The 26,252-nt window shown below is 62.2% G+C and carries 17 protein-coding genes and 4 tRNA genes; 15 read left to right on the top strand and 6 right to left on the bottom strand.

Annotation, left to right across the window (positions count from 1 at the left end):
• Positions 1-269 precede the first annotated feature (269 nt).
• Positions 270-2,657: a phosphoenolpyruvate synthase gene (gene ppsA / locus HA399_RS12330; RefSeq protein WP_043331316.1), complete on the top strand. Its 2,388-nt coding sequence runs from the start codon at positions 270-272 to the stop codon at positions 2,655-2,657.
• A 383-nt stretch (positions 2,658-3,040) separates the two neighbouring features.
• Positions 3,041-4,321 (top strand): dicarboxylate/amino acid:cation symporter, encoded by a 1,281-nt coding sequence (locus tag HA399_RS12325; protein WP_199852301.1) that lies wholly within the window; start codon positions 3,041-3,043, stop codon positions 4,319-4,321.
• A 91-nt stretch (positions 4,322-4,412) separates the two neighbouring features.
• Here HA399_RS12325 and rraA read toward each other — a convergent pair whose 3' ends face one another.
• Positions 4,413-4,913, bottom strand: coding sequence for a ribonuclease E activity regulator RraA (gene rraA / locus HA399_RS12320; RefSeq protein ID WP_043331314.1), 501 nt, complete (start codon positions 4,911-4,913; stop codon positions 4,413-4,415).
• A 347-nt stretch (positions 4,914-5,260) separates the two neighbouring features.
• Here rraA and HA399_RS12315 point away from each other — a divergent pair, with 347 nt between their 5' ends.
• Positions 5,261-5,881, top strand: coding sequence for a porin family protein (locus tag HA399_RS12315; RefSeq protein WP_107336268.1), 621 nt, complete (start codon positions 5,261-5,263; stop codon positions 5,879-5,881).
• A gap of 159 nt (positions 5,882-6,040) precedes the next feature.
• On the opposite strand, the gene acnB is transcribed toward HA399_RS12315, so the two are convergent.
• Positions 6,041-8,644 (bottom strand): bifunctional aconitate hydratase 2/2-methylisocitrate dehydratase, encoded by a 2,604-nt coding sequence (acnB, locus tag HA399_RS12310; RefSeq protein WP_404326977.1) that lies wholly within the window; start codon positions 8,642-8,644, stop codon positions 6,041-6,043.
• Between the two features lie 420 nt (positions 8,645-9,064).
• Here acnB and HA399_RS12305 point away from each other — a divergent pair, with 420 nt between their 5' ends.
• The 3 genes from HA399_RS12305 (at position 9,065) to HA399_RS12295 (ending at position 14,381) form a co-directional block, all read left to right on the top strand.
• Entirely contained in the window at positions 9,065-9,559 is a 495-nt protein-coding gene (locus tag HA399_RS12305; RefSeq protein WP_404325126.1) for a DUF1289 domain-containing protein, read from the top strand.
• 7 nt (positions 9,560-9,566) lie between these two features.
• Entirely contained in the window at positions 9,567-10,388 is an 822-nt protein-coding gene (locus tag HA399_RS12300) for a tRNA-(ms[2]io[6]A)-hydroxylase (RefSeq protein WP_404325125.1), read from the top strand.
• Between the two features lie 78 nt (positions 10,389-10,466).
• Complete coding sequence (locus tag HA399_RS12295) at positions 10,467-14,381, top strand: AAA family ATPase (RefSeq protein ID WP_043331312.1); 3,915 nt, start codon at positions 10,467-10,469, stop codon at positions 14,379-14,381.
• Positions 14,382-14,482: 101 nt separating this feature from the next.
• Here HA399_RS12295 and HA399_RS12290 read toward each other — a convergent pair whose 3' ends face one another.
• Together HA399_RS12290 and HA399_RS12285 are read right to left on the bottom strand one after the other, a co-directional pair.
• Entirely contained in the window at positions 14,483-15,256 is a 774-nt protein-coding gene (locus HA399_RS12290; protein WP_054555497.1) for a UDP-2,3-diacylglucosamine diphosphatase, read from the bottom strand.
• A 152-nt stretch (positions 15,257-15,408) separates the two neighbouring features.
• The gene (locus HA399_RS12285; protein WP_043331309.1) at positions 15,409-15,903 is read right to left on the bottom strand and encodes a peptidylprolyl isomerase; all 495 of its coding nucleotides are present in this window, start codon (positions 15,901-15,903) and stop codon (positions 15,409-15,411) included.
• 238 nt (positions 15,904-16,141) lie between these two features.
• Here HA399_RS12285 and HA399_RS12280 point away from each other — a divergent pair, with 238 nt between their 5' ends.
• Together HA399_RS12280 and cysS are read left to right on the top strand one after the other, a co-directional pair.
• The gene (locus HA399_RS12280; protein ID WP_043331306.1) at positions 16,142-17,821 is read left to right on the top strand and encodes a glutamine--tRNA ligase/YqeY domain fusion protein; all 1,680 of its coding nucleotides are present in this window, start codon (positions 16,142-16,144) and stop codon (positions 17,819-17,821) included.
• 202 nt (positions 17,822-18,023) lie between these two features.
• On the top strand, positions 18,024-19,406 hold the full coding sequence (cysS, locus tag HA399_RS12275) for a cysteine--tRNA ligase (RefSeq protein ID WP_404326975.1): 1,383 nt from the start codon (positions 18,024-18,026) through the stop codon (positions 19,404-19,406).
• A gap of 119 nt (positions 19,407-19,525) precedes the next feature.
• Here the strand turns inward: cysS and mtnN are convergent, their stop codons facing one another.
• Positions 19,526-20,236 carry a 5'-methylthioadenosine/S-adenosylhomocysteine nucleosidase gene (gene mtnN, locus HA399_RS12270; RefSeq protein ID WP_054555495.1) on the bottom strand — a complete coding sequence of 237 codons (711 nt, stop codon included), beginning with the start codon at positions 20,234-20,236 and terminating at the stop codon, positions 19,526-19,528.
• Positions 20,237-20,321: 85 nt separating this feature from the next.
• Positions 20,322-21,191 carry a bifunctional methylenetetrahydrofolate dehydrogenase/methenyltetrahydrofolate cyclohydrolase FolD gene (folD, locus tag HA399_RS12265; RefSeq protein ID WP_054555494.1) on the bottom strand — a complete coding sequence of 290 codons (870 nt, stop codon included), beginning with the start codon at positions 21,189-21,191 and terminating at the stop codon, positions 20,322-20,324.
• A gap of 620 nt (positions 21,192-21,811) precedes the next feature.
• On the opposite strand from folD, the gene HA399_RS12260 reads away from it, so the two are divergent.
• The 7 genes from HA399_RS12260 (at position 21,812) to clpX (ending at position 26,148) form a co-directional block, all read left to right on the top strand.
• Positions 21,812-21,888: transfer RNA gene (locus tag HA399_RS12260), tRNA-Pro, on the top strand.
• Between the two features lie 86 nt (positions 21,889-21,974).
• Positions 21,975-22,051, top strand: a tRNA-Arg gene (locus HA399_RS12255).
• A gap of 93 nt (positions 22,052-22,144) precedes the next feature.
• Positions 22,145-22,219, top strand: a tRNA-His gene (locus HA399_RS12250).
• 68 nt (positions 22,220-22,287) lie between these two features.
• Positions 22,288-22,362: transfer RNA gene (locus HA399_RS12245), tRNA-His, on the top strand.
• Positions 22,363-22,678: 316 nt separating this feature from the next.
• Positions 22,679-24,031, top strand: coding sequence for a trigger factor (gene tig, locus HA399_RS12240; RefSeq protein WP_043331301.1), 1,353 nt, complete (start codon positions 22,679-22,681; stop codon positions 24,029-24,031).
• A gap of 122 nt (positions 24,032-24,153) precedes the next feature.
• Positions 24,154-24,774: an ATP-dependent Clp endopeptidase proteolytic subunit ClpP gene (clpP, locus tag HA399_RS12235; protein WP_043331300.1), complete on the top strand. Its 621-nt coding sequence runs from the start codon at positions 24,154-24,156 to the stop codon at positions 24,772-24,774.
• 84 nt (positions 24,775-24,858) lie between these two features.
• Complete coding sequence (gene clpX, locus HA399_RS12230; protein WP_043331299.1) at positions 24,859-26,148, top strand: ATP-dependent Clp protease ATP-binding subunit ClpX; 1,290 nt, start codon at positions 24,859-24,861, stop codon at positions 26,146-26,148.
• Positions 26,149-26,252 lie beyond the last annotated feature (104 nt).

The following is a 26,252-nucleotide window of genomic DNA, read 5'->3' as shown; positions in this document are numbered from 1 at the left end:
GAGAAATCCCGTGTTCCCGTTCTCTAAAAAAGCGCCGCATGACTACATTCCTGTAGCGGCCGTTCCTGGCTTGTCGACATGTTCGCCGACGATGGCGACAGAATGTCTGAAACAGGCTCAGGGTTGTAGTCCTCCTCCACTGACTAGCCGGTTAGACCAATGGCTAATACTAGAGAGAGCTTGTTAGGGTGGCGTCATTGCTGAACGGAAGGCGGTTCATCGTCCTCCATCGGTCATTCGTTTCCATCCATTGGTACCAGGGGGTTCCCTTGTCACAGCAAGCCACATCCGAATACGTCGTCGATTTCGATCAGCTCGGCATGAACGATGTTGATCGCGTTGGCGGCAAGAACGCCTCGCTCGGTGAGATGATCTCCAATCTGGCCGATGCCGGTGTCACCGTGCCCGGCGGCTTTGCGACTACCTCCTATGCCTATCGCGAGTTTCTGGCCCACGAAGGCCTCGACAAGCGTATCAATGCCGCCCTCGATGCCCTCGATGTGGACGACGTGGTCGAACTGGCGCGCGTCGGTGCCGAGATTCGTCAGTGGATCATCGACACGCCGCTGCCGCCGGCCTTCGAGGCCGAGATGGAACGTGCCTATGCCGAGCTTCAGGCTAGGCACCCGAACCTGAAGGTCGCCGTGCGCTCCTCCGCCACCGCGGAAGATCTGCCGGATGCCTCCTTCGCCGGTCAGCAGGAAACCTTCCTCAACATCGAAGGCTTCGACAACATCAAGCGTGCGGTTCACGAGGTGTTCGCGTCACTGTTCAACGACCGCGCCATCTCCTACCGCGTGCACAAGGGCTTCGATCACTCACTGGTCGCGCTGTCTGCCGGCGTACAGAAGATGGTGCGCTCCGAGACGGCCGCTTCCGGCGTGATGTTCACCCTGGACACCGAATCCGGCTACCGCGACGCCGTCTTCGTCACCGGCTCCTGGGGTCTGGGCGAGACCGTGGTGCAGGGCGCGGTCAATCCTGACGAGTTCTACGTCCACAAGACCACGCTGGCCGCCGGCCGCCCGGCGGTACTGCGCCGCAACCTGGGCTCCAAGCTGATCAAGATGGTCTACACCGACGACACCAGTGCGGGTCGCTCCGTCGAGACCGTCGACGTGCCGGTGCCGGACCGTCACCGTTTCTGCATCAGCGATGCCGATGTCGAGGCACTGGCGCGCCAGGCCATGATCATCGAGAAGCACTACCAGCGTCCGATGGACATCGAATGGGCGCGTGATGGCGACGACGGCAAGCTCTACATCGTCCAGGCGCGTCCGGAAACGGTCGTCAGCCAGGAAGAGGGCGGCAACCTCGAGCGCTTCCAGCTGCGCGAGAAGGGACGCACTCTGGTCACCGGGCGTGCCATCGGCCAGCGTATCGGCCAGGGTGCGGTGCGCGTGATCGACAACCCGGAGCAGATGGACAAGGTGCAGGTCGGCGACGTGCTGGTCACCGACATGACCGATCCGGACTGGGAGCCAGTCATGAAGCGCGCCTCCGCCATCGTCACCAACCGTGGCGGACGTACCTGCCACGCGGCGATCATCGCGCGTGAGCTGGGCATTCCGGCCGTGGTCGGCTGTGGCGACGCGACCTCGGTGCTCGCCGAAGGCCGCGAAGTGACGGTCTCCTGCGCCGAAGGCGATACCGGTCATGTCTATGACGGTATCCTCAACTTCGATCGCACCGTCACCAGCGTCAACGAGATGCCGGAGATTCCGTTCAAGATCATGATGAACGTCGGCAACCCGGACCGCGCCTTCAGCTTCTCGCGTCTGCCGAATGCCGGTGTGGGCCTGGCGCGTCTCGAGTTCATCATCAACCGCATGATCGGCGTGCACCCCAAGGCGCTGCTCGACTACGCCACCCTGCCCATCGATCTGCAGCAGACCATCGATGCGCGCACCGCCGGCTACGCAAGCCCGGTCGACTTCTACGTCGACAAGCTGGTCGAGGGTATCTCCACCCTGGCGGCCGCCTTCCACCCGCAGAAGGTCATCGTGCGCATGTCGGACTTCAAGTCCAACGAGTACGAGAACCTGATCGGCGGCAAGATGTACGAGCCGGGCGAAGAGAACCCGATGCTGGGCTTCCGTGGCGCCTCGCGCTACGTGTCCGACACCTTCCGCGACTGCTTCGATCTGGAATGCCGTGCCCTCAAGCGCGTGCGTGACGAGATGGGGCTGACCAACGTCGAGATCATGGTGCCCTTCGTGCGTACCACCGGCGAGGCGGAGCAGGTCATCAAGCTGCTGGGCGAGAATGGTCTGGTACGTGGCGAGAACGGCCTGCGCGTCATCATGATGTGCGAGCTGCCGACCAACGCGCTGCTGGCGGATCAGTTCCTCGAGCACTTCGATGGCTTCTCCATCGGCTCCAACGACCTGACCCAGCTGACCCTGGGGCTGGATCGCGACTCCGGCATCGTCGCTCACCTCTTCGATGAGCGTAACCCGGCGGTCAAGCAGCTGATGTCGATGGCGATCCGTGCCTGCAAGGCGCAGGGCAAGTACGTCGGCATCTGTGGTCAGGGCCCGTCGGACCATCCGGAGCTGGCCAAGTGGCTGATGGAAGAGGGCATCGACAGCGTCTCCCTCAATCCGGATTCCGTGCTGGAAACCTGGTTCATGCTGGCGGACAAGGAGCTGGTGTAACCCAGGTTTCCCAGGATGGTGACCTGACGCGCTGAGGCGCAGACGGTCGTTGTCACCCAGGGCGCCCATCGCACTCAATGTGCGGTGGGCGCTTTTCGTTTCGTGCCTGAAACCTGAATGATTGGTCAGCTCAGGCATTAGACCAATGGGGGAGAAAGCAGCACAAAGACGTCAGTTGGTAACAAATGGCTACAAAATGATCTCGATTGCGCGACTAAATGATTATCTTTCTACCTTATGTGAAAAAGGCAGTCATTTATAATCCCAGCCACCCCGCTGACCACAATATCCATGGTGGCAATGACGGCAGGCCTCACCGGTAGCCAGCACTGCGGTGGCACGCAACAACCGACCTTTCAGACACAATCCAAGGTAGTCGTAACGTGAAACAGTCTTTATGGAAAAACATCGGCGTCCAGGTAGTCATCGCCATGATCCTGGGTGCAGGTGTCGGGGCGTACATGGGCGAAGACGCCTCGATGTTCGCGCCACTGGGTGAGCTGTTCATTCACCTGATCAAGATGCTGGTCGTGCCGCTGATCGCGGTCTCCATCGTGTCGGGAGCCGCCAATCTGGGCGACAGCCCTTCTGCCGGCAAGATCGGTATCTCCACCTTCGCCTTCTTCATGCTGACCTCTGCCGTGGCCGTGATGCTGGCGCTGGTGATGGGGCATGTCTTCCAGCCGGGCAGCGGAGTGGACCTGGAAAGCGCCAAGGGCATGTTCTCCAATGCCTACGCTGACAAGGGCAGCGTGCCGGGCGTGATGGACACCATTCTGGGCATGGTGCCGACCAATATCTTCGGTGCACTCACCGATGCCAATATCCTGCAGATTCTGGTGTTCTGCCTGTTCCTCGGCATTGGCCTGTCCAAGACCGGTGAGCGTGGCAAGCCGCTGATCGAAGGCCTGAACACCGTCATCGAAGCCTTCGTGTGGATGATCAACGTGGTGATGCTGATCGCGCCGATCGGCGTCTTCGGCCTGATGGCGGACGCCGTCGGCACCTTCGGCTTCGATGTACTGACGCTGGTGATGAAGCTGTTCCTCGTCTACATGGGCGCCATCCTCATCTACGGCTTCGTGTTCTACCCGCTGGTGGTCAAGTTCGGCTCTGACGTGCCGCTGGGTCGCTTCATGTCCGCGATGAAGAAGCCGCAGGCCGTCGCGCTGTCCACGGCGTCCTCCATGGCGACCCTGCCGGTCAACATGGAAGTCTGCGAGAAGGAGCTGGGCCTCAAGAACGCCACCTCTGCCTTCGTGCTGCCGCTGGGCGCGACCATCAACATGAGCGGCAATGCCATCTATTACGGGCTGGTGGCGATGTTCTTCGCCCAGGTCTTCAATGTCGACCTCGGCTTCTCCGCCTACGCCGCCATCGTGTTCACCGCGACTCTGGGTGCCATCGGTCAGGCCGGTGTGCCGGGGCCGTCGTTCCTGGTGGTCGCCGTGCTGCTGGCTGCCGGTATCCCCATCGAAGGCCTGCCGCTGCTGTTCGCGCTGGATCGTATCTTCGACATGACGCGCACCGCGCTCAACATCACCGGTGACGCTGCCTGCGCCGCCGTGGTGGACCGCTTCGCGCGTGCCGATGATGCGGCTGCGGCCTCTCAGGCCGGTGCTCAAGCCGGTTCACAGACCGCTGAGCCTGCCAGCACTCGCTGAGTCCGCGATTCTGAACGCGAAACGCCCCCGCAACCTGCCTGGTTGCGGGGGCGTTTTCATTGCGGCGTGCACCGCGGCGCGAGACGGCGACTCAGGGAGTCGGCTGGGTACGGATCAGCGCTTCCTTGGCGGTGATGACGCCATTGTTGTCGGCGTAGAGATAGTCGCCCGGCACGATGGTGACGCCGGCGAAGGTGACCGGGATATCGCGCTGGCCTTCGCCGCGCTTGATGCTGGGGCGCGGGTAGCAGCCCAGTGCCTGCACGCCGAGATTGGTGGCGTGGATCTCATCCACATCGCGGATGCAGCCATACATGATCACGCCGGCCCAGCCACTCTTGGCGGCCTGTTCGGCGAGCATGTCGCCCAGCATGGCGCAGCGCATCGAGCCGCCGGCATCGACGACCAGGACGCGGCCTGCGCCGGGCTCCGCGACGGCTTCCTTGACCAGCGAGTTGTCCTCGAAGCACTTGATGGTCACGACTTCGCCGCCGAAGGACTCGACGCCGCCGTAGTTGATGAACAGTGGCTCGAGCACCTGCACGTCGGGGAACTCATCGCAGAGGTCGGGGGTGGAGATGGGATGCGTCATGTCGGATTCCTTGTGCTGGGCGGCCGAGGCAGGCCGCTTGAGGGACGGAGCGCTTTGATTGCTGCAATGCCACAACCCCGAGAATGCCCGATACGCCAGGGCTTTGCATCTCTGCGAAGGGCTAAGCGGGCCTCGGGCACTCGCAAGCGGGGGGAGCGGGAAGGTCACGAGGACATGTTGCCGGCTTGCGACGTCACAAGTAGTCAAAACGCCACTCTTGAAACACTGTTCTATATCTACCACGATGCTCCTGCAACCCATGACAGACGCGGCCTTGCCGTCAGTACCTGGCCGTCAGTACCTGGCCGGCAGCTGCCTGTGCCGCCCATTGGATCAAGGAGCAATACATGAGCAAGTCACGTCTTCTGGCCGCCCCGTTGGCTACCGTTTCCTTCGCCGCTCTCGCTCTGGCGCTCAGTGGTCATGCTCAGGCAGCTGGCAATGCCAGCGAAGGGCTCTACATCGGTGCCGGTACCGGCTTCTCCAGCCTTGAGAATGATGATTCCGATGAGGCCGGTGACTTCATCGAATCCGGCAGCGATGACTTCGATGTGGATGATGACGACAACGTCTACAAGGCCTTCGTGGGCTATCAGTACAATCCGTACTTCGCCACTGAGGCTTTCTACACCGATCTGGGGACTGTCCAGCTCAAGGGCAATGACTTCAGCAATACCGATCTCGAGTCCAAGGCCTACGGTGTCAACGTGGTGGGTATCCTGCCCATCGGTCAGTACTTCTCGCTGTTCGCCAAGGCGGGGATGGCGAAGTGGGAAACCGATGTCGATGGCAATCTGGGCAATTCCAGCGTCGATCTGAAGGACAACGACGGCTTTGATCCGGTCTATGGCGCCGGTGCGCAGGTCAATCTGGACCCGTTCCTGATCCGTGCCGAGTACGAGCGCTATGACTTCGACAGCGATTATCAGGTGGATGCCTTCACCGCCTCGGTCGGCTACAAGTTCTGAGGCAGGGCGTTTGCACCCACCGAGCTTGTCGCAGGCATGAAAAAACGGGCCGTCCCTTGAGGGGCGGCCCGTTTCGTTGTCTGGCATGACGCCAGTTGGCATGACGCCAATGCTACTGTCAGAGGGGAGTCATGCAGTGGCGCATGACTCCCCGCCTGATCAGGCTTCCTGGGTGACCGGAATCACGTTGGAAGCGGCGTTCTGGAACTCTTCGATCTCATGGAAGTTCAGGTAGCGATAGATCTCGCCCGCCATGGCATCGAATTCGCCCATGTAGCCCTGATATTCCTCGACGCTCGGCAGACGACCGACCACGGCCGCGATGGCGGCAAGCTCGGCAGAGGCCAGGAAGACGTTGGCGCCGTCACCCAGACGGTTCGGGAAGTTGCGCGTGGAGGTGGACACCACGGTGGACTTGGCGGCCACACGTGCCTGGTTACCCATGCACAGTGAGCAGCCCGGCATTTCCATGCGCGCGCCGGCACGGCCGTAGATGCCGTAGTAGCCTTCCTCGGTCAGCTGGTGCTGGTCCATCTTGGTCGGCGGAGCCAGCCACAGCTTGGTTTTCAGGCTACCGGCCGGCTGCTTCTCGAGCAGCTTGCCTGCAGCGCGGAAGTGACCGATGTTGGTCATGCACGAGCCGATGAAGACTTCGTCGATCTTCTGACCGGCGACGTCGGACAGCAGACGGGCATCGTCCGGGTCGTTCGGCGCACACAGCACCGGCTGATCGATCTCGGCGAGGTCGATCTCGATGATCTCGGCGTATTCCGCGTCCTTGTCGGCACGCATCTGGCTCGGGTTGGCCAGCCACTCTTCCATGCCCGCGATACGACGCTCGATGGTACGGGCATCGCCGTAACCGTTGGCGATCATCCACTTGAGCAGGGTGATGTTGGAGGTTAAGTACTCGGTCACGCTCTCGTCGGACAGCGTGATGGTACAACCGGCGGCGGAACGCTCGGCAGAGGCGTCAGACAGCTCGAATGCCTGTTCAGCCGTCAGATCTTCCAGACCTTCGATTTCCAGAATGCGGCCGGAGAAGGCGTTCTTCTTGTTGGCCTTGTCGACGGTCAGCAGGCCCTGCTTGATGGCGTACAGCGGGATGGCGTGGACCAGGTCACGCAGGGTGATGCCCGGACGACGTTCGCCCTTGAAGCGCACCAGGATGGATTCCGGCATGTCCAGCGGCATCACGCCAGTGGCGGCGGCGAAGGCCACCAGGCCAGAACCCGCCGGGAAGGAGATGCCCATCGGGAAGCGGGTGTGGGAATCACCACCGGTGCCGACGGTGTCCGGCAGCAGCATGCGGTTCAGCCACGAGTGGATGATGCCGTCGCCCGGACGCAGGGAGACGCCGCCGCGGTTCATGATGAAGTCGGGCAGGGTGTGGTGAGTCTCGACGTCGACCGGCTTCGGGTAGGCAGCGGTGTGGCAGAAGGACTGCATCACCAGGTCGGCCTGGAAGCCCAGACATGCCAGATCCTTCAGCTCGTCGCGGGTCATCGGGCCAGTGGTGTCCTGGGAGCCGACGGTGGTCATCTTCGGCTCGCAGTACATGCCCGGACGCACGCCTTCCAGGTTGCAGGCCTTGCCGACCATCTTCTGTGCGAGGGTGAAGCCCTTGCCGGTGTCCTTCGGCTGCTCCGGCAGGCGGAAGACGTCAGACGCCTCCAGACCCAGCTCGGTACGCGCCTTGTCGGTCAGGCCGCGACCGATGATCAGCGGGATACGGCCGCCAGCACGCACTTCGTCGAGCAGGACCTGAGTCTTGAGGGAGAAGGTGGAGATGACTTCGTCGGTGTCGTGACGGCAGACCTTGCCTTCGTACGGGTAGATGTCGATGACATCGCCCATGGCCATCTTCTCGACGTCCATCTCGATGGGCAGGGCGCCGGCATCTTCCATGGTGTTGAAGAAGATCGGCGCGATCTTGTTGCCGATGCAGAAACCGCCGGCTCGCTTGTTGGGCACGAACGGAATGTCGTCGCCGAAGAACCACAGCACGGAGTTGGTGGCGGACTTGCGTGAGGAGCCGGTACCGACCACATCACCGACGTAGGCGACCGGGAAGCCCTTGGCCTTCACTTCCTCGATCTGGGCCAGCGGGCCGACGACGCCATCTTCCTGCGGGTTGATGCCTTCACGCGGGTTCTTGAGCATCGCGTTGGCGTGCAGCGGGATGTCCGGACGTGACCAGGCGTCAGGCGCCGGAGACAGGTCATCGGTGTTGGTCTCGCCCGGCACCTTGAAGACGGCCAGCGAGATCTTCTCGGCCAGCGCCGGCTTGGACAGGAACCATTCGGCGTCGGCCCAGGATTGCAGCACGGCCTGGGCGACGGCGTTGCCGGCCTTGGCGCGGTCAGCGACATCGTGGAAGGCGTCGAACATCAGCAGGGTGTGCTTGAGCTGTTCGCCGGCTTCCTTGGCCAGGCTTTCGTCGTCCAGCAGCTCGACCAGCGTGGCGATGTTGTAGCCGCCCTGCATGGTGCCGAGCAGCTTGACGGCATGTGTCTTGTCGATCAGCGGAGAAGCGGCTTCGCCACGTACGATGGCGGTCAGGAAGCCAGCCTTGACGTAAGCGGCTTCATCAACGCCCGGGGGAATGCGATTGGTGAACAGATCGAGGATGAACTCTTCTTCACCGGCCTGCGGATTCTTGAGCAGTTCGACCAGCTCGGCGGTCTGCTCGGCAGTCAGCGGCTTTGCCGGGATGCCCTGCTGGGCGCGTTCTTCAACCTGTTGACGGTAGGCTTCAAGCACGTGGGAGACCCTCATCTGTAATCGTGTCGAAATGCGCGGGCCAGTCGTCTTGAAGACGCAGGGCGGGGCACCTCGAGGCTTCTTGCGGGTAATTCAAGCGTCTTATTGCGAGCGAATCAGGCGCTACGGGGCGAATGCGAGTCTACTCAACTTTGTCGACAATGTTAAGGAGCGCCCAGTGGCGGGGGCTGAGACTTTGGTCGCCTATTACGGCATAACATTCTGATATTTCATCTGATTGTCAGGAAATCACGCTGAGCAAACACTATGCGGCAACGCTGATGACGCGCTGATGACGCCCAGCGCGGTGCTGACAAGAGGTCCTTTGGGCACCGACGGCGCGATGCTGTCGGCTCTCAGGTACGCACGGTATGATGGGGGTTACCCCGAATCACACTTTCCGCCTCCCCCGAGGGCAACATGAGCCGTATTCTTTCTCCTTGCGTAGGTGTCTGCTCCACTACGGTCGGCGATAGCGTCTGTCGCGGCTGCCAGCGTCATGATCATGAGATCCTGGCCTGGTTCGGCTATGACAGTGACCAGCGCGCCGAGCGCATGCTGGCACTGGACGAGCTGCGCAGTCAGGTCGCCGCCCGCTGGCTGCGCGTCGCCGATGACGCCATGCTGGCCGAGCAGCTGACCCGCCATCGCATCCGTTTCCGTGCCGATCAGTCGGCGCTGTCACGCGCCGTTGAGCTGCTGCGTGTCGGGCGCACCCGCATCAAGGACCTGTCGGCATATGGCATCTCACCACTGGCCCATGCGCGAGAACTTGAGCCCGAACAGCTTTTTGCCCATATAAACGATGAAATCATGGTGGAAGCGGCAAAGCGTGCCGATAATGATATGAACTCCGTCGTTGAGGTGTCTCCTGTCAGTCAGCAGCAGACGCAAGCGAGCGAGACAAAAGACTGACGTGACAATGAATTCAATGACCGACGTGACCGAGCGCAATGTGATTGCGCCTGAGCAGAGCAAGCAGCATGATGATGTTCATGCTGGCCAGTATGGCGAGAGTGAGGCTGGGGCGCGCGTGATCGCAGCGTCCCAGGGGCCAAGCGATGAAGATACCGATGCCTTGCTGCCGGCGTCGCTGCTGGCCTTTCTGCCCTGCAGGACGCCCCTGAGCTGGGTCGAGGCGGCGCTTGAGAATCCGGAGCTGTTGCTGATCGACCATGCGCAGTGCGAGAAGAAAGCCGCCTCCACCGCCATGAGCCTGATGTACCGCTACGTGAACCGGCCACTGCTGTTGACCAAGATGTCACAGCTGGCGCGCGAAGAGCTGCTGCACTTCGAGCAGGTGGTCGGGCTGATGGAAAAGCGGGGCATCGTCTATCGGCATATCAAGGCCTCGCGCTATGCCGAAGCCCTGCGCCAGCAGGTCAGGGACGAAGACCCGCAACGCCTGGTGGACATCCTGCTGATCGGCGCCCTGATAGAGGCAAGGTCGTGTGAGCGCTTCGCGCGCCTCATCCCGTATCTGGAACCAGAGCTTGCAAAGTTCTATCGCACTTTGGTTAAGTCAGAAGGACGTCACTATGAGGATTACCTCATGTTGGCAGAGCAATACACCAATGAACCACTGGAACCCCGTCTCGCGGTGCTACGTGAAGTGGAACGAGAGCTGATCGAAACCCCCGATGCTGTCTTCCGCTTCCACAGTGGTCAGCCGAGCGCACGACGGGCAGCGCGCGCCTCGGCCAGGGTGGGTCGGGACGCGATGGATCAAGGCACGAGAGACTAAGGCAAGGATCAAGGACAGGGGATCACCGGCGCCGTGGCAGGGCTGGCGTTTCGTTCGCGACTTTGAAATGGATGACACATGACGCAGGAAACATCTGGTCAAGCTCAATTGGCGCTGCTGGGACATTTCCAGCTGACGTTGGGTGATGACACGCTGACTCAGTTCAGCTACGACAAGGTCAAGGCGCTACTTCTGCATCTGCTGCTGCATGATCAGGCCGTCTCCCGTGCCGGGTTGGCGGAGTTGCTCTGGCCGGATCAGGGGCTGTCCTCCGGACGGACCAACCTTCGCCACGCCTTGCACTGTCTGCGTCAGAGTCTCGGCGAAGAGGCCGACAACCTGTTGACGGTATCGCGCCAGACCATCGCGCTCTCGCTGCCGGAGCACTGGGAGCTTGACCTCGACGAGCTCAACGGCCTGCTGCTGGCACCGCCCTCCGTCGCCACCCTGGGGGAGATTCTCACCCTGTATCGTGGCGACCTGGTCGAGGAGCTTTCCTTGACCCAGTGCCCTGATTTCCAGCGCTGGATGATCAAGGTGCGTGGCGAGTGGCGTCAGCGCGTCATCCAGTTCGCCGAGCGGGTGCTGGCCACGGACGAGCCGCTGCCCGATGACGTGCTGCGCACGCTGGTCAGCCGCTTCTCCGGTTACGGCCCTTTCCATGAGCGTCTCGTGCGTCAGCTGGCCGAAGGCGGCCAGTCGGCCGCGGCCCATGAGCAGTTCAATGCCTTCCTGCAGCAGCTGGCGCTCTCCGGCCAGCAGCCGGACCCCGGCTTCCTGCAGCTGGCGCGCTACTGGTCCGATGGCAAGAGCGAGACCATGAGTGCCATGACGCCGCAGGGCGCCATCTCACGGACCCTGTCGCTGGACAGCGCGCCGCTGCGCGAAGAGGAAATCGATCACCGTCAGCTGTCGGTCATGGCCATTCGTCTGAGCGTCAAGGACAGTCATCGTGACCGCGTCTGGGCGCGTGCCTGTCTGACGCTGCAGATCGAACTGTTGCGCTGGCTGGAGCAGCAGTGCCATCACCTGGGCGGCTTCTGGCTGCCGGGCGCCACGGGTGGCGTGGGTCTGGCATGCTTCGGCACCCACGGCCCGGCGCATCAGCTCGCCGAGCTGGTCGCACTTTATGAGCACTGCAGCAAGGCGATCCCCGATGAGATCGCCAAGCTGTGGGACGGTGAAGGCAAACCGCCGGCCTTCTCGCTGTCGGCGGGCCTGCACTCCGGTCAGGTCATCTATCTGCCGGAGCGTCAGCTGGCCGACCCACTGGGTCAGGTCACGCAATACTCCCTCGAGTTGATGACCGCCGCCGAAGGCAGCGAGCTGGTGATCTCCCAGGAAGCCAGTCAGCACATGCCGCCGGCACTGGACCTGCAGCCCCGCTTGACCTCGCGCCTGTTGGCCGCTGACGGTCGCGTGCGTCTGCGTGCGCTGGTGCTGGGCAGCAGTGTCGCCACTCGCGAATCCTCGTTGCCGACCTTGATCGGTCGCGAGGGCGAGCTGCGTCGTCTACGCGATGCGCTGGCCCGCGCCAGCATCGGCCTGCGCCAGAGCGTGCTGGTCAGTGGCAACTCCGGCATGGGCAAGTCGGCCCTGATGGTCAATTTCCGTCAGCTGGAGCAGAGCCAGGATGTCGGGCTGTGCTGGATGCCGACCACGCGTCTCTCGCAGCTGGAGCCCTACAGTGTCGTCACGGCGCTGATTCGCTGGCGTCTGGACGGCAATATCGATCGCGAAAGCGTCGAGCAGCTGTTCGAGTCTTCCGAGGCGTTGCAGGGCATCAGCGAGGAAGTGCGTCGCTCCTTCCATGCGGTGCTCGGCACGGCGGAAGATACTGCCGAAGACGAAGTGCTGATCCAGTCCAGCGAGACGGTCGAACGCGTCGTGCGCGTGCTGCATCTGGTGATCGAGAAGTCAGCCAGCCTACGTCCGCTGGTGATGATGATCGATGACCTGCAGTGGCTCGACGAGCCGTCGCTCAAGGTGCTGGCTGGCCTGCAGGCGCGTCTGCCGATCAACATCGGCTTCATGCTGGCCGCGAGCCACAACGGTCGCGACAGCCTGGCGGTCAAGCTCAACTGGGACCAGCACATCGCACTGGGTCGCCTCGATCCGATGCAGGTCTCGCGCCTGCTGTCACACCTGTCACGTCGCTATCGCCTGCACCTGAGTCCGCGCATGCGCAGTCAGCTCATCGAGCGCTGCGATGGCGTGCCGCTCTACCTGCAGGAAATCTGCCGGCGTCTCGACATGGACCGCCGCGAAGGGCGTCCGGTGCAGCTCGACGAGTTGCCCAAGGGCCTGATCGGCCTGCTCTCCAGTCGTATCGATCAGCTGGAAGAAGGGCGCGATGTCGCCCACGCCGCCGCGGTATTGGGGCGTGTCTTCAAGCTGAGCTTCGTGCGCCAGAGCTGTGAGTTCGAGGAGGGCCGCCTCAAGCGCGCCATCGAGAACATGCAGCGCCTGGAGATCATCGAGGCCTGCAGCAGCGACAGTGAATTCGACTACCAGTTTACCCATCAGCTGATCCAGGAAGCGGCCTACCTGTCGTGTCCGCGGGATGTGCGGCGCCGGATTCACCATCAGGTGGTCGCGCTGATCGAGGACAAGTATCCCGCCTGGATCAGTCGTCACCCCGGCTACTTCGCCGTTCACCTGCGCAAGTCGCAGAACTTCAGCCGTGCCGCGCGTTACTTCGAGCTCTCGGCGCGCGAGGCGCTCAAGATCAGCGCCAACCGCACCGCGCTCAAGATGGCGGACAACGGCCTGGCCTGCCTCAAGCATGTCGATGGTCAGGAAGAGCGCGAAGTCAGCCTGCTGACGGTACGTGGTCAGTCCGGTTTCGCGCTGGAAGGCCATGGCTCACGCATTGCCCACGAGAGCTTCGTGCAGGCACGCAACCTGCTCAGCAGCCCTGCGCTGGTCGAGGACGACGAGCCGGACCTCGAGCAGGCCTTCATCGTCAAATGGGGCCTGTGGGTCGGCTGCAGCGAGCGTCATGCCCACGCCGATGCCTTCGCGCTGGCCTCGGGCCTCAGCGAGCTGGCGGAAGAGCTTTCCGATGATCGCTATCGTCGCCTGGCCGATTATGCGCGTGCCCACTGCGAGTTCTGGGCCGGTCGCGTGCGTGTGGCGGGCGAGCACCTGGATGAGATCGATCCGGTCAACCATCCGATGGTGCTCGAATGGCTGCCGTTCAGCGATCACCCGCAGGTGGCGGCCTCCTGTCTGCAGAGCTGGACATCGTGCCTGCGCTGCGACTACGTGAAGGCCGAGCAGCAGGCCGAGGCGGCGATTCGCATGGCCGAGCAGATCGGTCAGCCCGGTTCGCTGGCGATGGCGCTGATGTTCTCCACCTCCCTGTATCGTCAGCTGGGCCACACCCATCTGGCGACCCAGCGCGCCGAGCGGGCCCTGGAAGTGACGCGTTCAGCGGACCTTCACCTGTGGCACATGGCCGCGCATGGTGTGCTGGGCTGGGCGCGAGCGATGAACGGCGACCGCGATGGCCTGTCCATGCTGCAGTCGAGCATGAACGAGTTCGCGGAGCTGACCGGACGCGAGCGTCATCAGCGTCCCAACCTGTGGTACATGGATGCCGTGATGGCACTGGGCGAGCACGCTGCCGCCGAGGAATACATGGAGAAGGTGCTGCTGGTCGCCCAGGAGCGCAATTCCTTCTACCTGTCAGAAGTCAGCTATCTGGTCGCGAGCCTGCGCAGTGCTCAGGGGCTGCCGCTGGAGAAGGTGCGCTCCCTGATCGAGCAGGGGTTGTCCTACTCCATCGAGCAGGAAAACACTCACCATGAGGCCATGGGGCTTGCCACCTGGCTGCGTCTGGTCGATGCCCATGATGCCGAGCGGTGTCAGCGTCTGAAGGTGTTGCTGGAAGAGCTGCCGAGCGCCGATGCCCCTGCGGTACTGGGCTGGCATCAGCTGGTGGAGATCGCCGAGGGGCGTGCGCGCCGCAAGGCGTCGTCACCGGCCTGAGCGCAGCGTCTGGCGCAGCGAAGCGCCTGATACTGTGAGAGCGTAAGAAAAAAGCCCCGCTGCCGTGATCGGCAGCGGGGCTTTTTGGTGTGTGCAAGCGATCAGCCGTGGGTAATTGCATCGACCAGCGGCAGCGCAAATTCACGCAGCTCCGGCCCCTGGCCACGGGCGATGATGTCGAAGGCCTGAGTCGGGCGCCAGTCGCCGAGCACGATGCGGCGCGCCGGCTCGCCATCGATCTCGAGTTCATGCACCGCCGGGCGATGCGTATGGCCATGGATCAGCGTGCGCACGTCGTGTTCACGCATCTCGCGCACCACTTCCTCGGGCGTGACGTCCATGATCGCCTCGTCCTTCTCGCTGTTGGTCTCGCCGGACTGCATGCGCAGTGACTGGGCCAGCGCCAGACGCTGCTCCAGCGGCATGGCCAGAATCTGTGCCTGCCACTGAGGGTCGCGGGTCATGGCACGGAACTTCATGTAGGCCTCGTCGCGGGTGCACATGCTGTCGCCGTGCATCAGCAGCACGCGCTCGCCGTCCAGCTCGATCACGCTCGGGTCGGGCAGCAGCGTCACGCCGGCCTCGGCCGCGAAGGTCTCGCCGACCAGGAAGTCGCGATTGCCGTGCATGAAGAAGATCGCGGTGCCGCGCTCGGCGATGCGCTTGAGCGCAGCGCTCATGCTGTCGGTGAAGTCGTTGCGATAGTCATCGCCGACCCAGACCTCGAAGATGTCACCCAGCAGGAACAGACGCTCGACGGCAGGCTGGCAGGTCGCCAGGCGTGCCAGATAGTCGAGGAAGCCCTGGGCGATCTCGGGCGTGTCGGGTTGCAGGTGCAGGTCGGAGATGAAGAGGGTGGTGGCAGTCGTGTTCATGGTCGGGGTCCGCGAAGGTGGGCGGTCAGCAGGGCATCGCAAGGGCGCACTGCCGTGGGAGTTCATAACGCAAACCGCCCAGCCTGACACTCGCGATCACGAGGCAAGGCCGGGCGGCAGGCACGCCTTGCGGCGTGATCAGGCGAAATCGCTTATTCGGTGATTTCAGCGCTGGTGATGATCACGTCTTCTGCCGGCACGTCGGCGTGGCCGTCGCGACGGGTGGTCTTGACCGCTTCGATCTTCTCGACCACGTCCATGCCTTCGACGACCTTGCCGAACACGCAGTAACCCCAGCCCTGGCTGGTCTTGCTGGTGAAGTTCAGGAAGTCGTTGTCATTGACGTTGATGAAGAACTGGGCGCTGGCGGAGTGCGGGTCCATGGTGCGAGCCATGGCCACGGTGCCGCGGTCGTTCTTGAGGCCGTTGTCGGCTTCGTTCTCGATCACGCCATTGGTCGGCTTCTGGTTGAAGTCGGTGTCAAAGCCACCGCCCTGAACCATGAAACCCGGAATGACGCGGTGGAAAAGGACATTGCTGTAGTGGCCTTCACGCACGTACTGCTCGAAGTTGGCCGCGGTCTTCGGGGCCTTCTCGTGGTTGAGTTCGAGGGTGATATCGCCGTAGTTGGTGTGAAGAACGATCATTCGGGCTTCCCGGTCATCTGTCTTGCTCAAGTGTCAGGCAGGCGCGGCTTCATGGCATCGCCTGCGGGCGTCGCGCTATAATAGCGGCTTTGCATCCAGACACGAAAGCCTGAGCGGGCGGCAGGCGCGTGGATGCAGCCCCGATCATCCGTCTTGTTGTCCTTGCGCACGTTCGTTCAACCACATGACGACCCGCAATACGACGCCCAGGAACCACACAGAGGTGCAGCGAAACTTCATGAGTACCGAGACCCAGAGCGCCCCGAACTTCGTGCTTAACCAGATCCGCGAAGAACTCGAGGCCGGCCGTGCCGATAAGGTTGTCACGCGTTTCCCGCCGGAGCCCAATGGCTTCCTGCATATCGGGCACGCCAAGTCGATCTGTCTGAACTTCGGTCTGGCGCAGCAGCTCGGTGGCGATTGTCACCTGCGCTTCGATGACACCAACCCGGCCAAGGAAGAGCAGGCCTATATCGACGCCATCAAGGAAGACGTCGAATGGTTGGGCTTCGAGTGGGCCGGCAAGGTGCGCTTCGCTTCCGATTATTTCGACCAGCTCTATGCCTGGGCCCAGCACCTGGTGCGTGAAGGCAAGGCCTATGTCGATGACCTGTCGCCGGACGAGATTCGTGAATATCGTGGCACGCTGAAGGAGCCGGGTCGCCCGAGCCCTTACCGTGAGCGTAGCCCCGAGGAAAACCTCGATCTGCTCGAGCGCATGAAGAAGGGCGAATTCGGCGAGAGCGAGAAGGTGCTGCGTGCCCGCATCGACATGGCGGCGCCCAACATCAATCTGCGTGATCCGATCCTCTATCGTATCCGCCATGCCAGCCATCACCAGACCGGCGACAAGTGGAAGATCTACCCGTCCTACGATTTCACGCATGGTCAGTCCGATGCGCTGGAAGGCGTGACGCATTCCATCTGCACGCTGGAATTCGAGGACCATCGCCCGCTGTATGAGTGGTTCCTGGCCAACCTGCCGGTACCGGTCACGCCGCGTCAGATCGAGTTCGCGCGTCTGAACCTGGATTACACCGTCACCTCCAAGCGCAAGCTGAAGCTGCTGGTGGACGAAGGCGTCGTCGATGGCTGGGATGACCCGCGCATGCCGACCATCTCGGGCATGCGTCGTCGTGGCTACACGGCCGCTTCCATTCGCAAGTTCTGCGACATGATCGGCGTGAGCCGCGCGGATGGCGGCATGGTCGAGATCGGCATGCTGCACCACGCCATCCGTTCCGACCTGGAAGACAACGCGCTGCGGGCCATGTGCGTGCTCAATCCGCTCAAGGTGGTGTTGACCAACCTGCCGGAAGGTCATGAGGAAGTCTTCGAGGTGCCCGGCCATCCGGCACGTGACGACATGGGCACGCGCCAGATTCCGCTGACCCGTGAGCTGTGGATCGACGCCGATGACTTCATGGAAGATGCGCCGAAGAAGTTCTTCCGTCTCGCGCCCGAGAAGGAAGTGCGTCTGCGCAACGGTTACGTCATTCGCTGTGATGAAGTGATCAAGGATGAGGCCGGCGAGATCGTCGAGCTGCGTTGCAGTGTCGACCTCGATACCCTCGGCAAGAACCCGGAAGGCCGCAAGGTCAAGGGTGTCATCCACTGGGTCAGCGCCGAGCACGCGGTGCCGGTCGAGGTGCGTCAGTACGAGAACCTGTTCCTGGAAGCCGAGCCGGACCGTGACAAGGATGTCGATTTCCTTGAGCACCTCAATCCGAACTCGCTGAGCATCGTCAAGGGCTTCGGTGAGCCGAGCCTGCGCAATGCCGCACCGGAAACGCGTTACCAGTTCGAGCGTATCGGCTACTTCGTCGCCGACCGCCATGACTGCGTCGATGGCGCGCTGGTCTTCAACCGTACCGTCAGCCTGAAGGACGGTTGGGCCAAGGCCCAGAAGAAGGGGTGATGGCAGCCAGGCCTCCTGCGGGAGGTCTGCTGGCATGACTTTTGACCCGCTTCACGGCCCGCAGGCTGATCCTGTACCTTCGATGACGAAGCTGCATGACCGGCCTGCGGGCCGCTCCATTTCGCAAGGCTGGCAGAGTGCTGTCAGCAAAGTAGCCAAGGGCGATGACTGAATGATTTCACTCGAAGATGCCGCGAGCACACTGTCCATCTACAGTACCCTGAGCCGGACCAAGGCACCCTTCGTGCCATTGGAAGGCAACAAGGTGCGCATGTACGTCTGTGGCGTGACGGTCTATGACCTCTGTCACATCGGCCATGCGCGTGTGATGGTGGCCTTCGACATCATCACGCGTTACCTGCGTGCGCGTGGCTATGACGTCACCTATGTGCGCAACATCACCGATATCGACGACAAGATCCTCAAGCGTGCCGACGAGAATGGCGAAGCCTTCGAGGCGCTGACCGAGCGCATGATCCAGGCGATGCACGAAGACGAGGGGCGTCTGGGGATCCTGCGTCCTGATCGCGAGCCACGGGCGACCGCGCACATCGGCGATATCATCGCGATGACCGAGACGCTGATCGACAAGGGCTTTGCCTACGCGGCCAGCAACGGTGATGTCTACTACCGTGTGCGTCGTTTCGAGGGCTACGGCAAGCTCAACAACCGTCAGCTCGATGACATGCAGTCCGGCGCGCGCGTGGAAGTGGAAGAGGCCAAGGAAGATCCGCTCGACTTCGTGCTGTGGAAGGCCGCCAAGCCGGGCGAGGCCAGCTGGCCATCCCCCTGGGGTGCGGGTCGCCCCGGCTGGCATATCGAGTGCTCCGCGATGTCGACCTGCTGCCTGGGCAACACCTTCGATATCCACGGCGGCGGGCCGGACCTGACCTTCCCGCACCACGAGAACGAGATTGCCCAGTCCGAAGCCGCCACTGGCCAGCAGTATGCCAATGTGTGGATGCACGCCGGCGCGGTGCGTGTCGGGCAGGACAAGATGTCCAAGTCGCTGGGCAACTTCTTCACGATTCGTGATGTGCTGGAGCAGCACAACCCGGAAGTGGTGCGTTATCTGCTGGTGGCCAGCCACTACCGCAGTGCGATCAGCTATGAAGCCAACTCGCTGGATGAGGCGCGTCGTTCGCTGGAGCGCTTCTACAATGCGCTGGAGAACGTCACGCCCGAACAAGGCGAGGTGTCAGGCGACTGGCGGACACGCTTCGTGGCTGCCATGGATGACGACTTCAATACGGCCGGTGCGCTGTCGGTGCTGTTCGAGCTGGCCCGCGAGCTGAACCGTGCCAAGAAGGAGGCACCGCAGCAGGCGCCGGCGCTGGCCTTCGAACTGACCGCGCTGGGCGGTCTGCTGGGGCTGTTCGGCCAGGATCCGGCGGTCTTCCTCAAGGGCGATACTGCCGCATTGGCGTTGTCGGAAGACGAGATCCAGGCGCAGATCGAGGCGCGTGCTGCCGCCAAGAAGGCCAAGGACTTCGCGGGTGCTGACCGTATCCGTGACGAGCTGGCCGCTCAGGGCATCATCCTCAAGGATTCCCGCGAGGGGACGACCTGGGTGCTGGAAGGCTGATGCCGTTGGCATGACGCATTGTCGCCGCGAAAATGTCACCGCGAAAAAAACCGCCGTCCCGAGAGGGGCGGCGGTTTTTTTTGGCCAGTCGAGCGGGGTCGCTTTCAGGCAGCGGCTGATCAGCTGGCGAGGCGCTTGACCATGGCCTCGACCATGCGCGAGGACTGACGCGCGGCGACGTGCAGGAATTCCTCGAAGGACTGGCTGTTGTTGTCCTTGCCGGCGATGTCAGACAGCGCACGGATGACCACGAACGGCATCTCATAGACGAAGCAGGTCTGGGCGATGGCGGCGGCTTCCATCTCGGCGGCCAGCATGTCCGGGAAGCGTGAGCGAGTCAGCGCGACCAGCTCCGGGTCTGCCATGAAGATGTCGCCGGTGCAGATCAGGCCTTCACGTGCCTTGATCTCGCCCTGGGCTTCGACGCACTCACGCGCGATCTTCACCAGTGCCGGGTCTGACGGGTAGGCGGCCGGCATCTGCGGCACCTGGCCGTATTCGTAGCCGAACACCACGGCATCGACGTCGTGGTGACGCACTTCGCTGGAGATGACCACGTCGCCGATCTCCAGATCAGAGGCGAAGCCCCCGGCGGAACCGGTGTTGATGATGGCGTCCGGCTGGTAGCGCTCGATCAGCTGGCAGGCGCCCACGGCGGCATTGACCTTGCCGATGCCGGACTGCAGCAGCACGATCTTGAGGCCGTGCAGCTGGCCGACGTGGAAGGTGGAGCCGGCATGTTGAGTCGTGGTGCTGTCTTCCAGCAGCTCGGCGAGGATGGCGACTTCCTCGGCCATGGCGCCGATGATGCCAAGTGTCTTGAGGGGCATGGTGAAATCCTGAAGCAGGGCCTGCGGGGCATCCTGACATGCGATGCCCCGCGGCCAGGGGAGGTGTCAGCGAGAGGGTGGGTGCTTACTTGCCGGCCAGCTGGGCATCGTGCAGCTCGGCGGCGAACAGGGTGTTCTCCAGCAGCGAGGCAACGGTCATCGGGCCGACGCCGCCCGGTACCGGCGTGATCCAGCCTGCGCGCTCCGCCGCCGGGGCGAACTCCACGTCACCGACCAGCGAGCCGTTGTCGAGGCGGTTGATGCCCACATCGATGACGATGGCGCCTTCCTTGATCCACTCACCCTTGACCAGGCCCGGCTTGCCGACGCCGACCACGACGAGGTCTGCCTGGCGCACCTTGCTCTCCAGGTCCTTGGTGAAGCGGTGGCAGACGGTGGTGGTGCAGCCGGCCAGCATCAGCTCCAGTGACATCGGGCGACCGACGATGTTGGAGGCGCCCACGATGGTGGCGTCCATGCCGCGCACCTGCAGGCCGCTCTCGGACAGCAGCGTCATGATGCCCTTGGGGGTGCAGGGGCGCATTACCGGCAGGCGCTGCGCCAGACGACCGAGGTTGTAGGGGTGGAAGCCGTCCACGTCCTTGTCGGTGCGGATGCGCTCGAGAATCGGGCGTGAGTCGAGATGCGCCGGCAGCGGCAGCTGCACCAGGATGCCGTCGATGCTGGTGTCGTCATTCAGCTGGTCGACCAGGGCTTCCAGTTCCTGCTGAGTGGTGTCAGCGGACAGGCGGTGCTGGGTGGAGAGGATGCCAGCCTTCTCGCAGGCGAGGTGCTTGTTGCGGACATAGACCTCGGACGCCGCGTCTTCACCGACCAGCACGACGGCAAGCCCCGGAATACGTTCACCGGCATCACGACGCGCATCGACCTGACGGCCTACCTGTTGGCGTACGCGTTCGGCAATGGCCTTGCCATCTATCAGTTGTGCTGACATCAGCGATCATTCCTTCTCGTGGGCGATAAATGCAGGAGGGACAACGATGGCCAATTTTCGCATGCCTTGCCCTCCAGTCAACGCCGAATGACGACCTTGGTCGAAAGCTGTCATGGCCGTCAGGTCTTTCACGGGCGCCCGACAGGCCAGAAGACGGCGCCAGGAGGCAGGCGAGAGTGGGGTCATGTCATGCGGTTGTCGCCTTGACGCTCCATCTGTAGAGGCGCAGCAGAGGTAGAAGCAAAGGGAGAGACAAAGGGTGAAGCAGAGAGCGGGGTAAGGAGAAGGCTGGGGCAGATGGGAGAGGGCGGATGGGAGAGGGTGAATGGCAGAGGGGCAGAAGGCGAAGGGACGATCGTCAGTCCACCGGGGGCGCTCAGCCGTTGCAAGTCATCACTGCGTCAGCGGCAGAAGCGATGACAGGCGTGGCGCCTTCTATCAGCAAGGAGAGATGTTGGGGGGGCTGCAGGGATGAAAGCCCGCGACATGACATTGGCATGACAGCGCGAGGGGCAAACGATTCTTTTGGAAAGAATTCACGTAAGGGCTTGACCGCAGACGAAAGTTCGGTAGAATACGCCTCGCATCGACGGGGTTCGACGGTCGGTTGAAGACGGTTTCGGGATATAGCGCAGTCTGGTAGCGCGCCTGCTTTGGGAGCAGGATGTCGGGGGTTCGAATCCCTCTATCCCGACCACTTGAATACAACGTATCGCAAGGCTTCGGTCTTCTGGAACAGTATTCAGGGCTTTGTCCGGAGGTTGACTCGCAGCATTAGTTTCTGCGCCTATAGCTCAACCGGATAGAGCAACGGCCTTCTAAGCCGTAGGTTGCAGGTTCGAGTCCTGCTGGGCGTGCCATCGAGATGACGTTTGTCATCGAAGTGGATGTCGGAATGCTCTTCATTGAGCCTGATGACTGCGACCAGACGATGTGAAGATGTTCATGCAGTGGTGGGTGTAGCTCAGTGGTAGAGCCCCGGATTGTGACTCCGGTGGTCGTGGGTTCGAACCCCATCATCCACCCCATTGCATGTCAGCTTGAGCAGTATCAACGAGATGGAGACGGCAGGCTTTCTGTCCAACCTCCAGAAGTGGTGGGTGTAGCTCAGTGGTAGAGCCCCGGATTGTGACTCCGGTGGTCGTGGGTTCGAACCCCATCATCCACCCCACGTCTCGATGAATATCAGGATGCTGCCTGGCCCACTTGGGCGGGCGGCATGCCGCAAAAGGGGGAGAAGGCCAATGGCTTTCTCCTCCTTTTTTTTGGTTTTTTTCGCACTGCTCCATGCATGACGATTCCGGGTTGCCGGGCGCTCCAGGTGCCTGTCTGGCGGGTAGGTGGAGCAGAAAATGGCCGGGGTCCTTGAATAACTTGGACCAAGGCACCATATGAGAGGGTCATATCCGCGCTTGCCAGCGCGTGGCGGGGTTTCTACAATCTTCGCCTTTATGATTCGAACGCCACCAGTGGGTAGAGGAACTTTCATGCAAGCTTCTGTCGCAACGACTTCTCCGATCGAGCGCACGGTCACCATCACGGTGCCGGCTTCTGAAGTCGACCAGGCCGTCAACGCCCGTCTTCTGGAAACTGCCAAGACCGTTCGTCTGAACGGCTTCCGCAAGGGCCACGTGCCGATGGCAGTGGTGCAACAGCGTTACGGCAAGGACGTGCGCAACGAAATCGTTGGCGAGATCATGCGCCAGCATTACGTGACCGCCGTCACCGAAAACGAACTGAACCCGGCTGGCTGGCCGAAGATCGACGCGACCGTCGATGAAGCCGGCAAGGATCTGGAGTTCGTCGCGACTCTGGAAATCTACCCGGAAATCGAACTGAAGCCGATCGAAGGCGCGGAAATCGAGCGTCCGCAGGCTGAAGTGACCGATGCCGACGTCGAAGAGATGATCGAGACCCTGCGCAAGCAGAACGCCTCCTGGACTGACGTCGAGCGCGCTGCCGCTGACGGCGACCAGGTCAAGATCGACTTTGAAGGCTTCCTCGGTGAAGAGGCCTTCGAAGGCGGCAAGGCAGAAGGTCACGAGCTGGTGCTGGGCTCCAACAGCTTCATCCCGGGCTTCGAAGAGCAGCTGGTCGGCGCTGCTGCCGGCGACGACAAGGAAATCAAGGTTTCCTTCCCGGCTGACTACCAGGCCGAGCACCTCGCCGGTCAGGAAGCGACCTTCAAGGTCAAGGTCCACGCCGTCAAGGCTCAGGAACTGCCGGAAGTGAACGAAGAGTTCATCGCCCAGTTCGGCCTGGAAGCTGCCGATGTCGAAAGCTTCAAGGTGGAAGTGAAGAAGAACATGCAGCGTGAGCTGAAGAACGCGATCGAGAATCGCGTCAAGCAGCAGGTGCTGGCCGAACTGACCAAGGCCAACGACATCCTCGTGCCGCAGGCTCTGGCCGACCAGGAAATCGACGGTCTGAAGCGTCAGGCTGCACAGCAGTTCGGTCTGGGCGAAGACTTCGACGTCTCCCAGCTGCCGGGCGAGCTGTTCCAGGACCAGGCGGTCCAGCGCGTCAAGACTGGCCTGCTGCTCAGCGAAGTCGTCAGCAGCAACGAGATGGACGTCAGCGACGAAGAGCTGAATGCTCGCGTTGAAGAAATGGCTCAGCAGTACCAGGACCCGGCTCAGGTCACCGAGTACTATGGTTCCAACGAACAGGCTCGCAACCAGCTCAAGTCCGTGCTGCTTGAAGAGAAGGCCGTTGACAAGCTGCTGGCACAGGCTCAGGTTAAGGACGTTGCCATGTCCTACCAGGAAGCCCTGCAGGCTGCACAGCAGCAGGAAGAAGCAGAAGAAGAGGCTGCTGAAGCCGAAGGCGAGCAAGCCTGAAGCTTGGTTGACCCCTAGTGCTTGCTAGACCAGGACCCGGCTACGGCCGGGTCTCTGGTCAGTGGGCGGGGTAAAGTGGCATGCTCAATGGATATCAATGTCATCGGATGAAGGAAGCCCCCATGAACGACTTCGACATCAAGAATGCTGGCGGTCTGGTTCCGATGGTTGTCGAGCAGAATGCTCGCGGCGAACGGGCCTATGACATCTATTCCCGCCTGCTGAAGGAACGGGTGATCTTCCTTGTGGGTCCGGTTGAGGATTACATGGCCAATCTGGTCGTGGCTCAGCTGTTGTTCCTCGAGTCTGAAAACCCGGACAAGGACATCCATCTGTACATCAACTCGCCGGGCGGCTCCGTGACTGCAGGGATGGCGATCTACGACACCATGCAGTTCATCAAGCCCGACGTGTCCACCGTGTGCATCGGCCAGGCAGCCAGCATGGGTGCCTTGCTGCTGGCAGGCGGTGCCGCCGGCAAGCGCTACGCGCTGCCGAATTCCCGCGTCATGATCCACCAGCCGCTGGGCGGCTATCAGGGTCAGGCCACGGATATCGAGATTCACACCAAGGAAATCCTGACCATCCGTGAGAAGCTCAATCGCATTCTCGCGCACCACACTGGCCAGGACTTCGACACCATTGCCAATGATACCGACCGTGACAACTTCATGGCGGCCAATCAGGCAGTGGAGTACGGCCTGATCGATGCCGTGCTGGAACGCCGTCCCGACGTGGAGTGATCCGCGTAAACGGCTGACCTGACGTCGGCAAACATGCATTTCCGGCGGCTCCCCGGGGAGTCGCCGCCATTGAGAGGTACGCGAATGGCTGACGGCAAAGGCAAGGACGAGAACGGCAAACTGCTGTACTGCTCCTTCTGTGGCAAGAACCAGAATGAAGTGCGCAAGCTGATCGCGGGACCTTCCGTCTACATCTGCGACGAATGTGTCGATCTGTGCAATGACATCATTCGCGAAGAGGTCCTCGAAGCCGACGCCGAAGGTGATGATGATCGCCTGCCGGCGCCGCGTGAGATTCGTTCCACTCTCGACGATTACGTGATCGGCCAGGACCGCGCCAAGCGTGTGCTGTCCGTGGCGGTGTACAACCACTACAAGCGTCTGCGTGCCGGTCAGAAGGCCGCGGACGAAGTGGAACTGGGCAAGTCCAACATCCTGCTCATCGGCCCGACCGGTAGCGGCAAGACGCTGCTGGCCGAGACGCTGGCGCGCCTGTTGAACGTCCCGTTCACCATCGCGGATGCGACCACCCTGACCGAAGCGGGCTATGTCGGTGAGGACGTCGAGAACATCATCCAGAAGCTGCTGCAGAAATGCGATTACGATGTCGAGAAGGCCGAGCGTGGCATTGTCTACATCGATGAGATCGACAAGATCTCACGCAAGTCCGACAACCCCTCCATCACGCGTGATGTCTCGGGTGAAGGCGTGCAGCAGGCACTGCTCAAGCTGATCGAGGGCACCACTGCCTCGGTGCCGCCGCAGGGCGGTCGCAAGCACCCTCAGCAGGAATTCCTGCAGGTGAATACCGGCAACATCCTGTTCATCGTCGGCGGTGCTTTCGCCGGGCTGGACAAGGTGATCCGCGAACGCGCCGAGAAGGGCGGCATCGGCTTCAATGCCGAGGTCAAGAGCAAGCAGGACGAGAAGACCGTGGGTCGCGTGCTGGCAGACGTCGAGCCGGGTGATCTGGTCAAGTTCGGTCTCATCCCCGAGTTCGTTGGCCGCCTGCCGGTCATCGCGACACTGACCGAGCTGGACGAAGATGCCCTGGTGCAGATTCTGACCGAGCCGAAGAACTCGCTGGTCAAGCAGTACTCGCGCCTGTTCGAGATGGAAGATGTCGAGCTGGACCTGCGCGAAGATGCGCTGCGTGCCGTGGCTCGCAAGGCCATCGAGCGTCGTACCGGCGCACGTGGTCTGCGCTCGATCCTCGAGTCCGTGCTGCTCGACACCATGTATGACATCCCGTCCGAGGAGAGTGTCAGCAAGGTGGTGGTGGATGAGTCGGTGATTGCCGGCGACAGCAAGCCGCTGCTGATCTACTCCAAGAACGAAGAGAGTCAGGGCAAGGTGGCCGGCAAGGACGGCTGAAACGTCCGGGCCTGAGTCGCACCAACGGGGGGCCGCAAGGCCCCCCGTTGCGTTTGCGCTCGCAAGCCATCCTTACTGTGATGCATTCGCGGGTCACGCACGGC

Source organism: Cobetia sp. UIB-001 (assembly GCF_044789135.1).
Lineage (GTDB): Bacteria > Pseudomonadota > Gammaproteobacteria > Pseudomonadales > Halomonadaceae > Cobetia > Cobetia amphilecti.
Note: the sequence above shows the minus strand (reverse complement) of the source record. Positions and strands in the feature narration are given on the sequence as shown.

Bases quoted from the DNA above. Each gene is read 5' to 3' on its own strand.
- HA399_RS12295 (WP_043331312.1), top strand. From the start codon at position 10,467: ATGACGCAGGAAACATCTGGTCAAGCTCAATTGGCGCTGCTGGGACAT.
- clpX (WP_043331299.1), top strand. From the start codon at position 24,859: ATGGCTGACGGCAAAGGCAAGGACGAGAACGGCAAACTGCTGTACTGC.
- HA399_RS12315 (WP_107336268.1), top strand. From the start codon at position 5,261: ATGAGCAAGTCACGTCTTCTGGCCGCCCCGTTGGCTACCGTTTCCTTC.
- folD (WP_054555494.1), bottom strand. From the start codon at position 21,191: ATGTCAGCACAACTGATAGATGGCAAGGCCATTGCCGAACGCGTACGC.
- clpP (WP_043331300.1), top strand. From the start codon at position 24,154: ATGAACGACTTCGACATCAAGAATGCTGGCGGTCTGGTTCCGATGGTT.
- rraA (WP_043331314.1), bottom strand. From the start codon at position 4,913: ATGACGCATCCCATCTCCACCCCCGACCTCTGCGATGAGTTCCCCGAC.
- mtnN (WP_054555495.1), bottom strand. From the start codon at position 20,236: ATGCCCCTCAAGACACTTGGCATCATCGGCGCCATGGCCGAGGAAGTC.
- HA399_RS12290 (WP_054555497.1), bottom strand. From the start codon at position 15,256: ATGAACACGACTGCCACCACCCTCTTCATCTCCGACCTGCACCTGCAA.
- HA399_RS12300 (WP_404325125.1), top strand. From the start codon at position 9,567: ATGAATTCAATGACCGACGTGACCGAGCGCAATGTGATTGCGCCTGAG.
- HA399_RS12280 (WP_043331306.1), top strand. From the start codon at position 16,142: ATGAGTACCGAGACCCAGAGCGCCCCGAACTTCGTGCTTAACCAGATC.
- HA399_RS12285 (WP_043331309.1), bottom strand. From the start codon at position 15,903: ATGATCGTTCTTCACACCAACTACGGCGATATCACCCTCGAACTCAAC.
- tig (WP_043331301.1), top strand. From the start codon at position 22,679: ATGCAAGCTTCTGTCGCAACGACTTCTCCGATCGAGCGCACGGTCACC.
- HA399_RS12305 (WP_404325126.1), top strand. From the start codon at position 9,065: ATGAGCCGTATTCTTTCTCCTTGCGTAGGTGTCTGCTCCACTACGGTC.